This window comes from Oceanobacillus piezotolerans, assembly GCF_003665065.1.
GTDB classification, from domain to species: domain Bacteria; phylum Bacillota; class Bacilli; order Bacillales; family Amphibacillaceae; genus Oceanobacillus; species Oceanobacillus piezotolerans.
This window is the reverse complement of sequence record NZ_RCHR01000001.1, coordinates 440,017-452,331: the sequence shown is the minus strand read 5'-3', so window position 1 is coordinate 452,331 and position 12,315 is coordinate 440,017. Positions and strand designations below refer to the sequence as shown.

Annotated in this window: 13 protein-coding genes; all 13 read right to left on the bottom strand. The window is 36.5% G+C overall.

What is annotated here, in order from left to right:
- Window positions 1-35: 35 nt before the first annotated feature.
- Window positions 36-1,322, bottom strand: a complete 1,287-nt coding sequence (spoIVB, locus tag D8M04_RS02285; RefSeq protein ID WP_121521005.1) for a SpoIVB peptidase — start codon at window positions 1,320-1,322, stop codon at window positions 36-38.
- Window positions 1,323-1,558: 236 nt separating this feature from the next.
- A complete protein-coding gene (gene recN, locus D8M04_RS02280) occupies window positions 1,559-3,262 on the bottom strand; it encodes a DNA repair protein RecN (protein WP_121521003.1) in 1,704 nt (567 codons plus the stop codon).
- Between the two features lie 21 nt (window positions 3,263-3,283).
- Window positions 3,284-3,733: a transcriptional regulator AhrC/ArgR gene (ahrC, locus tag D8M04_RS02275; protein ID WP_121521001.1), complete on the bottom strand. Its 450-nt coding sequence runs from the start codon at window positions 3,731-3,733 to the stop codon at window positions 3,284-3,286.
- Window positions 3,726-4,547, bottom strand: coding sequence for a TlyA family RNA methyltransferase (locus D8M04_RS02270; RefSeq protein ID WP_121520999.1), 822 nt, complete (start codon window positions 4,545-4,547; stop codon window positions 3,726-3,728). The genes ahrC and D8M04_RS02270 overlap by 8 nt, the downstream gene beginning before the upstream one ends.
- 24 nt (window positions 4,548-4,571) lie before the next feature.
- Window positions 4,572-4,835 carry a hypothetical protein gene (locus D8M04_RS20625; RefSeq protein WP_342772613.1) on the bottom strand — a complete coding sequence of 88 codons (264 nt, stop codon included), beginning with the start codon at window positions 4,833-4,835 and terminating at the stop codon, window positions 4,572-4,574.
- A 756-nt stretch (window positions 4,836-5,591) separates the two neighbouring features.
- Window positions 5,592-6,476: a polyprenyl synthetase family protein gene (locus D8M04_RS02260; protein WP_121520997.1), complete on the bottom strand. Its 885-nt coding sequence runs from the start codon at window positions 6,474-6,476 to the stop codon at window positions 5,592-5,594.
- A 2-nt stretch (window positions 6,477-6,478) separates the two neighbouring features.
- Window positions 6,479-6,712 carry an exodeoxyribonuclease VII small subunit gene (locus D8M04_RS02255; protein ID WP_121520995.1) on the bottom strand — a complete coding sequence of 78 codons (234 nt, stop codon included), beginning with the start codon at window positions 6,710-6,712 and terminating at the stop codon, window positions 6,479-6,481.
- On the bottom strand, window positions 6,702-8,054 hold the full coding sequence (gene xseA, locus D8M04_RS02250; protein ID WP_121520993.1) for an exodeoxyribonuclease VII large subunit: 1,353 nt from the start codon (window positions 8,052-8,054) through the stop codon (window positions 6,702-6,704). Before xseA ends, D8M04_RS02255 begins: the two co-directional genes overlap by 11 nt.
- A complete protein-coding gene (gene folD, locus D8M04_RS02245; RefSeq protein ID WP_121520991.1) occupies window positions 8,047-8,904 on the bottom strand; it encodes a bifunctional methylenetetrahydrofolate dehydrogenase/methenyltetrahydrofolate cyclohydrolase FolD in 858 nt (285 codons plus the stop codon). Before folD ends, xseA begins: the two co-directional genes overlap by 8 nt.
- Before the next feature lie 16 nt (window positions 8,905-8,920).
- Window positions 8,921-9,304 (bottom strand): transcription antitermination factor NusB, encoded by a 384-nt coding sequence (gene nusB, locus D8M04_RS02240; RefSeq protein ID WP_121520989.1) that lies wholly within the window; start codon window positions 9,302-9,304, stop codon window positions 8,921-8,923.
- Between the two features lie 640 nt (window positions 9,305-9,944).
- A complete protein-coding gene (locus D8M04_RS02235; RefSeq protein WP_121520987.1) occupies window positions 9,945-10,337 on the bottom strand; it encodes an Asp23/Gls24 family envelope stress response protein in 393 nt (130 codons plus the stop codon).
- Window positions 10,338-10,363: 26 nt separating this feature from the next.
- Window positions 10,364-11,719, bottom strand: a complete 1,356-nt coding sequence (gene accC, locus D8M04_RS02230; RefSeq protein ID WP_121520985.1) for an acetyl-CoA carboxylase biotin carboxylase subunit — start codon at window positions 11,717-11,719, stop codon at window positions 10,364-10,366.
- A gap of 15 nt (window positions 11,720-11,734) precedes the next feature.
- Complete coding sequence (gene accB / locus D8M04_RS02225) at window positions 11,735-12,247, bottom strand: acetyl-CoA carboxylase biotin carboxyl carrier protein (RefSeq protein WP_121520983.1); 513 nt, start codon at window positions 12,245-12,247, stop codon at window positions 11,735-11,737.
- Window positions 12,248-12,315 lie beyond the last annotated feature (68 nt).

The window sequence follows — 12,315 nt, the reverse complement described above, 5'->3', positions numbered from 1 at the left end:
AGATTTGCTATGGAGAACCATAACAAATCTTGTCATTAGCTAGCTTCTTTTTCTGTATTATAAATTTCAATTCCTGCATCTTGAAGCATCCACTCGATATGAACACCATACCCGCTTGTTGGATCATTGACAAATACATGGGTCACTGCACCGATTACTTTTCCATCTTGGATAATTGGACTCCCGCTCATTCCTTGTACAATCCCACCAGTGTGCTTTAATAATTCTGGGTCCGTTATCTTTATGACCATTCCTTTGGTTGCAGGAAATTTTTGTGGAACGCTGCTTACGATTTCAATATCAAATTCTTCTACTTTTTCATTATTTACAACTGTTAATATCTTTGCTGGTCCTTCTTTAACTTCATGTGATAAAGCAACTGGCATCGGCTTATCATAAGAACCATTTGTAATCGGCTGATTTAACTCACCAAATATCCCAAAGGGACTGTTTTTTGTAATATTGCCTATCTGATTATCCTCAATAGAGAATTTAGCTTGCTTTTCCCCTGGGATTCCGTTATTTCCCTTTTCAATGGATGTAACGGATGAACGCACTATTGTGCCATTGTGAATTTCAATTGGTTTTTTAGTATCCATATCCGAAATCACATGCCCTAATGCACCATATTTTTTTGATTTAGGTTCATAAAAAGTCATTGTTCCAATACCCGCTGCAGAGTCTCGGATATATAATCCAATCTTATATGCATCTTCCTTCTTATCTAATAATGGATGCAAAGTTGTATCAATGGTTTCTTTCCCTCTTTTAATCGTGATGTCTAAATCCTTATTGTTTTTTCCCGCTTCGTCAACATAAGTTTTAATTTCATTCATGTCTTTAACAGGTGTCCCGTTTATTTTTAATATAACATCACCAACGTGAATATTCGCTTCTTCGCCGGGAGATACTGCTTTATCACTACCATTAACTTGATGATGGCCTACTACAAGAACACCTAATGTCTGTAATTGAACTCCAATTGACTGTCCGCCTGGAATTACCTTTAAATCCTCTAGTATAGAAAGGTTAACCTTCTTTATTGGGAACCCATTGACTTCGTAAACCAGCTCACTATTTCCAGCTTCTTTTGGATAGAATGCAGAGGAATCTATTGCCAACATACTTTCGTCTGTAGTTCCTAATTCCACATTACTGCCTAAATTGGGAACATCTACAGGAATTTCATTATTAAAAGTAACCACTTCTTTAGGAATAGAAAGGTACTTGTTAATTGGGGTAAACATAGGAATTGCAATAACTGCAATAAGGAGCAAAACGCCTATCCATTGTCTGATACGATTTAACTTCCTTGGCTTCAATATGGTTCACTCTCCTTGTTTTTACCCACACCATTTATTTCTCTGTACTTTTAATTTGACCCTTAGGAGATGTTTTAAACTGGAGAAAGATAAGAAAAGATGTTTAACATTTCCTTTTATAAATGAAGGTTTACATGCATAATTAGCTAAAACGAAAGGGTCCTCATATAAAAAAAGCCAGATGGTATAGTTTCTGGCTTTTTGATAGAAAATATTCTTATATATGGAAAAATATATTAGGCCTTTACCTTGAATGAATAAGCTAAATCCAGTAACTCCTTCGCATGTTCTTTTGCTGTCTCAGTTAACTTAGTTCCTGTTATCATTCTGCTTAGTTCAACAATCTGCTCTTCCTTTGTTAACTCCTTAACACTTGTTATAGTACGTTTTCCTTTTAGCTGTTTTTGTATAAATTTATGGGTATCTGCCATTGCAGCTACCTGTGGTAAATGAGTAATACATAGCACTTGCGAATTGACAGAAATTTGATAAATTTTTTCTGCAATTGCTTGTGCCACTCTTCCGCTAACCCCGGTATCCACTTCATCAAAAATAACGCTCGTTACACCTTGACTTTTAGCAAATAATTTTTTCAATACAAGCATAATTCTTGAGAGTTCGCCACCAGATGCCACTTTGCTCAGTTCCTTTAACGGTTCACCTGGATTCGTTGAGATAAGGAAGCTGACATGATCGTATCCATTTTGGTTGTATTGGACCTTACCGTTTTGTTCTTCTTTTTCGAAAGCAATGTCAAACGAAGCTTTTTCTAAATATAAGTCCTTTAATTCCTTAGAAACAGCTTTTGTTAAACGCTCTGCTGATTTCTTACGCAAATCATGTAACTGGTCCGCTTCAAGCTTGACGTCTTTTTCTACTTCTTCCATTTGTTTTTGCAACGAAGATAGATGGGTATCTTTATTTGTAATTTGTTCTATTTCTTCTTCTATTTTAGCTTGATATGTCAATAAATCATTTACAGTAGAACCATATTTTCTTTTCAATCGATTTATCTCATTTAACCTTGCTTCAATCTCATTTAATCTTTCTGGATCATACTGTAGACGATCCATGTGATTTCTTAAATCATAGGTTAACTCTTCTAGAGCGAAATAGTGCTCTGCCATTTCTTCTGCTTTTTCGTTAATAAATGTATCATATCTTTTACTCTCATCCAGTGCCAGATGCGCTTTATTAACCCATTCCAATCCTTTACTCTCTCCATATAAAGCATTGTATGTATCATTAAGAGAAGTATATATACGTTCAAAATTCATTAAAGACTGCCTCTCTAATTCGAGCTGTTCATCTTCATTTGGAGAAAGATTCGCTTCTTCTAGTTCATTACGCTGGAACTGTAACAAATCTAAGCGTTGGGCGTTTTCTTGTTCGTTTTCATTCAGTTGCTTATAGCGCTTCTGTAATGCTTTGAGTTTATTATATAAAACAAGATATTCTTCCTTCGCTTTTAAAATCAATTTTGGATCATACAAATCTAAAAAGTCTATATGATGATCTGCATCCATTAAACTTTGTGTTTCATGTTGACTGTGTATATCTATAAGTGTTCTACCAAATTCTTTTAGAATTCCTAATGTTACGAGCTTACTGTTAACCCGACAAATACTCTTGCCAGAGGCAGTAATAACTCTTTCTAGAACAACTTGTCCATCAACTATTTCTACTCCAAACTGTTCCGCAATACGATAAATGTCATGATTGTCATCCTCAAGTATAAAAAGCCCTTCAATTTCACATTTTTTCGTACCATGTCGAACATAATCAACAGAGCCTCTACCACCAGCTAATAATTGTATTGCATCAATAATAATGGATTTTCCTGCTCCTGTTTCACCAGTTAATACGGTTAATCCCTCATAAAAAGTAACACTGATTTCATCAATAATAGCAAAGTCTCGTATAGACAATTCAGTAAGCACTACTATTCACCCCGATTTGCTTTATAGCATTTCTATAAAGCGTTCTTTAATCTCCTCTGCCTCTTCTGTAGTTTTACAAATAATTAGACAGGTGTCATCACCACAAATTGTACCTAGGATTTCATCCCAATCTAAACTATCTATTAATACACCAATGGCATTTCCATTTCCTGGTAACGTTTTTAATACAATCAGATTATTAGCCGAATCAATTTTAACAAATACATCTGTCATTAAACGCTTTAACTTTTTAAATGGATTATACCTTCGATCAGCAGGAAGGCTATACTTATACCTGCCATCTGCAATAGGGATTTTTACCAATTCAAGCTCTTTTATATCTCTTGATACAGTAGCTTGCGTAACATTGAATCCTAACTTTTTTAGCATCTCAACTAAGTCGTCTTGGGTCTCGATTTCTTTCTCTGTAATTAATTCACGAATCTTTAGATGTCGTTGTATTTTACTCATCTTTTTCTCCTTTAATTAACGAAAGATGTGCTTCGTCTACAATTGCTTTTATATCTATATTGTTGGGTGGAATTTCTTTTTTCCATACGAAATGCGCTAAAAATTCGATATTTCCCTCTCCACCAGTTATCGGTGAATACGTTAAATTGACAAATGTAAAGCCTTCTTTTTCTGTAAATCTAATCATCTCCTCAATAACTTCCATATGAACAAGTCGATCACGGACAATACCCTTTTCTCCAACCTGTTCTCTTTTAGCTTCAAATTGAGGTTTTATTAGGGTTACCACATCACTCGTCTCTGTCAATAACGTTTTTAACACGGGAAGCATTTGCTTTAAAGATATAAATGAAACGTCTATACTTGCTAAATTGGGAAAACCCTTTTTTAGCATATCTTTGGTAACATAGCGGAAGTTTGTTCGTTCCATCACAACTACACGTTCATCATTTCGCAGCTTCCAATCTAACTGATTATAACCAACATCTATTGCATAACTCATACTGGCTCCGAATTGCAAGGCACAATCCGTAAATCCTCCTGTTGAGGAACCAATATCAATTAAGATTTTATCTTTTACGGAAATGTCAAAATACTTTAATGCCTTTTCTAGCTTAAGACCCCCTCGACCAACGTAACGAAGTTTTTTTCCTTTTATATGGAGAGGAATTTCAGTTTTTACCTTCATGCCAGGTTTATCCAACCTTTCCTGCTCGGAGAAAACCTGTCCTGCCATAATCATCCGCTTCGCCTTATCAATATTCTCACTTAAGCCTCGTTCCACTAATAATTCATCTAACTTTATTTTTTTCATTATATCACGCAATCCCTTTGCAACTTATTTCTTTGGTATGATTTTAATATTAGTTTTATCTCCTATATAGTATAATACTCTCCCTGCAAAAGAAATAATATGAGTAGAGGAGTTGATGGCAAAACTCTTCTCGACAGCCTTTCCACCGACCGTTAATGCAGCAATAACACTAGTCATGAACGTAGAAAGAATAATCTGTCCAGATGATCCTTCGCGATAGTCCAGCAGCGCAGCAATTTGTAAGTTGACTACTGCCGATGCGGTACCAATAAAAATACTTAATATCACCTATTACATTTTAACAAAAACCTGCAAAACGGTCAGCATTTCGCACAATATATACGGCTTCTTTGGCACCTGCTACTTTGTCTGCTGTCATACCTGGAATGGTTCTCTTCCGCCTTCAGTTGAAAGCAATTCCAAGCATTTAAAAACGACACCTTTTGATACAATAATCAAAACTATAATTAATCGAGTTACCACTTAATACCGACTGAAAAAATAGCCGCTAACACGAATGTGATAACGGCAATAGTTAGACTGAAATTAAACGATCGTTTTAGTTGTGATTTTATATATACCTCTATCTTTAATACAGTCATGTATGAGGAATGGTCATTTAAAGGTTAGAACTGTGGCTTTGTTCCAGTATATTTTCCCAAGTATATACCTCTGTATTTGGACAACTCAAGGAAGGCTACACTGCTTATTAGGTATCTCTAACCATCTATTGCTGGTCCATACCCTATTCCATCGCAGTAACTAACTAGGCTTACTTTTCACCATAGAGATGGGCCTCCGCGCGTATCGGACGGAGGCTACATGCGTTGTGGAACGATCGAAATCCTCAACTCCCATCATCGTCCCAAGGCTGGGCGCCTCAAGCGAACACAAGGAACTTTATCGATGTGCCCTTTGGCGGATTTTAGGCCCGCCTTCGGATAAAGGAGGACTGACTAGAATACCGCAACATTACTTTGATACTTGTTATTATAACAAATTGTTACCAAAAACTCTATTCTTCGATTACCTAAATGTAAGTAATTAGTGATCTCTTTGACTAAAATAATCCGTAATTCCCATTAAATAAGAGTTCTCAGCTTCAGCCTTTATGAGTGCTTCCTTGGCTTTCTTTACGTAGCTCTCTTTTTTGCTAATAGCACCTTCCAATCCCAACAATTTCGGGTAAGTACTCTTTTCATTTTGTTCATCACTTCCAACTGGCTTTCCTAATTTTTCTTCCTCACCAGTTATGTCAAGAATATCATCTTGAACTTGGAAAATTAACCCTAAATAATAGGCAAAATCTTCTAAAGCACTTAATTGTTCTTTAGATGCATTAGCAAGATAACCACCAATATAAACTGCAAATCGAACTAATTCTCCTGTTTTTAAGGTGTGGATTTTTTCAAGCTCTTCCAAGCTAACCACTTTTTCTTCGGCTTCCATATCTAATATTTGTCCAGCAACCATTCCTTTAGGTCCACTGCACTGGGCTAACATTTTTATAATTTCTACTTTTTCTATTGCCGTTAACTTCGAATCATTAGCAATTGCTTCAAAGCTGGTGGTTAATAATGCATCTCCGGCTAAGATTGCTGTTGCTTCATTAAACTTCTTATGATTTGTAAGTTTTCCTCTCCGATAATCATCATCATCCATCGCCGGTAAATCATCATGTATAAGTGAATAAGTATGGATCATTTCTAATGCAATACTTGATGATATGACTTTTGAAATATCTTTACTATAAGCTTCATAACTTGCAATAAGTAGAATTGGTCTTAGCCTCTTCCCTCCAGCTTCTAAGGAATAAATCATTGAATCCTTTAATTGTTGAGGGACATTCATCTTTTGAAAATAGACAGTAATTTCCTTTTCAATGATTTCTTTATAATGGTCAATATATTCACTTATGTTATACCCCACGACTATTCTTCCTCCTGTACTTCAAATGGCTCTATTTCTCCCTGCTCATTCATAATGTGAGCCATCTTCTCTTGCACATTGTTCAATTTGTCATTGCAAAGCTTGGAAAGCGTCATGCCTTCTTGATAATAATTAATTGCTTTTTCTAAAGGGACATCTCCCTCTTCTAATTTTTCAACAATTTCTTCAAGTTTCTTCATCGCATCTTCAAATGTTATCTCTTCCTTATTTGTCATTTCTTTTCTCCTCCACTTCTACTACCTGGCAATCCACAGTACCATCCCTAAATTTTAGAGTTATTTGATCGTCTCTTTTTAGGTCTTTTACGGTTTTAACAATCTGACCGTTTTCTTTATATGGTAAGGTAAATCCCCTTTTCATTATTTCTAAAGGATTTAATAATGTTAATTTATCTATGTAGGATGCTAGTTGAAGTTTATTTGACTCTATTATTTTGTTAAGTGCGTTATTTTGCCTTTTTACATTTCCTTCTATTCGCAGCAACGCTTCTCTTAATTGTTTTTCGGGATGCTGAGCTACTAGCCGCTTTATTAATCCATTTAATTTCAACTGGTGTCTTTGCTGTTCTTTTAATACCATTCTCTGAAGTCTCTCTACAGCAGTATCTAGTTGTTGTTCTTTTTGTTTTAATAATTGTTCTGGATATCGAAATGCATACGCATTCTTTAATCTTGCTAGTTGACTTTGGTAATTTCTAATATCCCTATTTAATTCTCTCGTTAATGCTTGTTTATAAGTAAAAATCTTTTCATTCAATTCTTCTTTTGATAAAACAGCCAGCTCAGCCGCCCCTGTCGGTGTGGGTGCTCGCAAATCTGCTACATAATCGCTTATGGTGGTGTCTGTCTCATGGCCGACAGCAGAAATGATAGGAATAGATGAATGGAATATCGCGTCTGCTACGATTTCCTCATTAAAGCTCCACAGTTCTTCAATAGACCCTCCGCCACGTCCAATTATCAATGTGTCAAAGCTTCCAGCTCTATTCGCTATCTCTATACCATTCTTAATAGACTTAGCCGCATTCGGCCCTTGAACTAACACTGGAATAACTGTAATGTTAACAATAGGGTAACGTCTTTTGATCGTTGTAATAATGTCTCTCACTGCTGCCCCGGTAGGCGATGTAATTACACCGATATCTTTTGGATATAACGGTATATCTTTTTTGTATATTGGATCAAAATAACCCTTCTTATTTAACTTTTCTTTCAATTGTTCAAAAGCGAGATATAAGGCACCAATACCATCTGGTTCCATTTGAGCGATGTATAATTGATACTGACCATGCGCTTCATAAACACTTATTTCGCCTCTGATTAATACATTCATGCCATTCTCAGGCTGGAACTTCATATATCTGTTATTACCTGCGAACATGACTGCCTGTATTCTGGCCTGATCGTCTTTTATCGTCATATACATATGACCTCGGGAGTGGTGTTTAAAGTTAGAAATTTCTCCCTTGAGCCATATATTTTTTAGATGAGGATCTGTGTCTATTTTTCGTTTTATATACTTTGTAAGGGCCGTTACGGTTAAATACTGATTATTCAACGGATACCAGCCCTTTAGCCGCCTTAATTGTATTTTTAAGTAACATTGCAATTGTCATCGGCCCAACCCCTTTTGGTACTGGAGTAATATATGCGGCTTTTTCCTTCGCATCTTCAAAATCTACATCCCCAGTTAATGACCCATTTTCTAAACGATTTATTCCTACATCAATAACTACTGCACCTTCTTTTAAAAAGTCTCCAGTAATTACGTTCGGTCTGCCTACTGCCACCACAAGAATATCCGCTTGCCTTGTAAGTTCTTTTAAATCCTCCGTTTTGGAATGACAGTAAGTTACAGTTGCATTTTCATTAAGTAATAACTGACCAACAGGCTTACCAACTATATTACTTCTTCCAATAATAACTGCATGTTTACCTTCTATCACAATATCTCTAGATTTCAGCATGGTAAGGATTCCATATGGAGTGCAAGGCAGGAAAGTATCTTCACCAACCATCATTCTTCCAATATTAACAGGATGAAAGCCATCTACATCCTTGGATGGGTCGATAGCTTCAATTACCTTCCGTTCACTAATTTGTTGCGGCAATGGCAGTTGTACTAAAATTCCGTGGACGGAGTCATCATTATTAAGTTGAATAATCGTTTCCAACAATTCATCTTCTGTGGTAGAAGCGGGTAATTCAATTAATGAAGAAGAAATACCAACTTCCTTGGCTGCTTTTTCTTTACCCTTCACATATGATTTAGATGCCGGATTATCACCCACCAACAGAACAGTTAAATGAGGAGTAATTCCCATTTGAACTAATTGTGAGACTTCTTCTTTCATGTTCGCCCGTAACTCCTGGGCTAAGTCTTTTCCATTTATTATATCTGCAGACATTTCTCAAGGTCCCCTTTTATTTCATTATTTTTGACAATACACCATTAATGAATTTGCCTGATTTCTCGTCCCCGTACTTATTCCCTAGTTCTACCGCTTCATTAATGGATACATTCTCAGGGATATCTTCTATATATTTTAATTCATAAGTAGCAATTCGCAATATTGTTCTTTCTACAGTTGCAATACGATTGAATGACCATCTCTCCAAGTTGTCTTTAATAAGTGTATCAATCTCGTCTTTATTACTTGCAACACCTTCGATCAAGGTGCGCAAAAATATATCCTCTTGTTCTCTCTCTGGCAAGAAGGATTCCATTGCTTGCTTTATTTCCATATCATTCGAATCAAGTTGAAACAAAACCTGAAAAGCTTTTTCTCTTGCTGTATGTCTATTCATTATTTTAACTCCTTTTAATCACTCTCTTACAAATAATAACATGATTAATTATGCAACGCTAGAAACTACCTTAATGAAGATAACAAGCCCTACACTGTAAATATATGCTTAAAAAAGTCCGTTAATAAATATTCAGCTGATTCTTTATCTTCCTCCTCAGTTGATAGAAAATGTTGATTAACTGAATTCAAGATAGTTTATCGTTCACACCGAAAACACACTGGAAAATATATGCTGGTGATTTCCGCTGCGGGCAGTACGCTTTCCGCGGGCAACGTCTCAGCCTCCTCGGAAGAAGACCACTTCCTGCGGGGTCTTCGCTTGTTGCTTTTCCCGCAGGAGTCGACTGCCCTCCGCTACAATCACTTCTTATGAGAAGTTGTGTTTTCTTTATAGCGCTATACTAGCGGAGGAAATACACGAAGACTCCTGCGGGATGAGAAGCCTAGGTGAGACCCCGCACGTTAGCACGAGGAGGCTCAACAGCGCCCGCGGAAAGCGTAGTGTATTTCCGGAGCGATATTAACGCACTATCTTGAATTAAACTAATCAGCAGTCTATCTATCATATTAATTAACAACTAGATGCCTGTCTAAAAAAAGAAGGGTCAAAAGGCAGAATTCCTTTTGACCATAAAGCATTATTTTACTTCAGTATTTTCTTTTCCGTCCATATGCATGCCAACAACATGGATATTAATTTCATTAATTTCAAGTGCTGTCATGTATTTTAAAGACTGTCTGATATTAGTTTGTATCTCTTGGGCAACTTTTGGAATAGAGACTCCAAAATGCAGCAGAACAAACAGGTCGATGGTCACACCGTTATCCGTTAATTCAACTTTCACACCCTTACTATGAGTTTTCTTGCCTAGTCGCTCAACGACTCCAGAGGCAAAGTTTCCTCTCATAGCATATAATCCTTCTACTTCTGTGGCAGCTATCCCAGCGATTACTTCTATTACTTCTGGAGCAATTTCAACTTTACCTAAGGTCGAATTATCACTTACTTTTAACAAAGGTTGTTCACTCATGGTATCACTCCTTTAATAATCGATAATTATTCCTTTTCTAGAATTGGGTTTTCTTCTAGGAAGTTTGTATTAAAATCACCATTAATAAATACGTTATTCTCCATTATTAGATGGTGAAAAGGAATGGTTGTATGGACACCTTCAATCACAAATTCATCTAATGCACGTTTCATCCTATTAATCGCTTCTTCACGAGTCGAAGCGTGGACAATGAGCTTAGCAATCATGGAATCATAGTATGGAGGTATTTTGTATCCAGGATATGCCCCAGAATCAACCCGCACACCTAAGCCGCCAGGAGCTAAATACATTGTCACTTCTCCTGCTGAAGGCATAAAGTTTTTAAATGGATTCTCGGCATTTATTCTACATTCTATAGCGTGGCCTTCATACGTTACATCTGCCTGTGTAAATGAAAGCTTTTCGTTATCTGCAATCTTAATTTGCTCTTTAATTAGATCAATTCCTGTAATCATTTCTGTTACTGGATGTTCAACTTGAATACGAGTATTCATTTCCATAAAGTAAAACTCTTTTGTTTTTCTATCAAATATATATTCAATAGTTCCAGCCCCAACATAATTGACTGCCTTAGCTGCTTTTACGGAGGCTTTTCCCATTTTCTCTCTTATATCAGGTGTTAATGCAGGAGATGGCGACTCTTCTATCAGTTTCTGAAGTCTGCGCTGAATAGAGCAATCTCTTTCTCCAAGATGAACTACATTGCCATGCTTATCGGCTAGTATTTGAATCTCAACGTGTCTAAAGTCCTCAATAAACTTTTCTAAATAAACACCAGGGTTTCCAAATGCTGTTTCTGCCTCTTTCTGCGTAACTCTAATCCCTTTAATCAGTTCTTCTTCACTTCGAGCTACACGAATTCCTTTTCCACCGCCACCAGCAGTAGCTTTGATAATAACTGGATAACCTATTTCATTTGCAATTCGGGTAGCCTCTTCTTCACTTTCAATAATCCCATCTGAACCAGGTACAATCGGAACGTTCGCTTGCTTCATTGTTTCTCGGGCTATATCCTTAATTCCCATTTTTTGAATAGCTTCTGAAGTAGGTCCTACAAATTGTATATTACAGGCTTTGCAAATTTCTGCAAAGTCAGCATTCTCCGCTAAAAACCCATAACCTGGGTGTATTGCATCTACATTGGTAAGTGTTGCGACACTCATAATGTTTGTAAAATTAAGGTAACTATCCTTACTTAGCTTGGGACCAATACAATATGCTTCGTCCGCTAATTGGACATGAAGTGATTCTTTATCAGCTTCAGAATAAACCGCCACCGTTTCAATCCCTAATTCCTTACAAGCGCGAATGATACGAACGGCTATCTCACCTCTGTTAGCTATTAACAGCTTTTTAATCACAGGCTCATCCCCTTACTACTTTGTCTTCACTCTAAATAATGGTTGACCATACTCAACTAGTTCCCCATTATCTACCAATATTTCAACGATCTCACCAGATACCTCTGCTTCGATTTCGTTGAATAGTTTCATTGCTTCTACGATACATACTATTGTATCCTTCTGAACATTGCTTCCAATCGATACAAAAGGATCACTCTCTGGTGTTGGAGAAGAATAGAATGTGCCGACCATAGGTGAGACAATCTCGTGGTCATAACTACTTATACTTGTATTTTCCTGCTCTGTTTTTTGATTTTCTTTTTCCATATCCACTTCTTTTCTTGCTTCTATAACCGGTTCTGGTTTTACAAGTTTAGTATCAGTTGTTTGCACCGGCGTATTTATTACTGCTTCCCTCACTACTTGTGGAGCAGTGTTTGATTTTTTCATTGAAACAGTCGTTCCATCAGATTCATATGTAAATTCATCGATGCTCGATTGATCAATTAATTTAATCAATTCTCGAATTTCTTGTACCTTTAACATGCGTGGCACCCCTTTTACTATATTTAATATATCAAGTAATTAATACAAGGTACTAATAACTCCTTCTA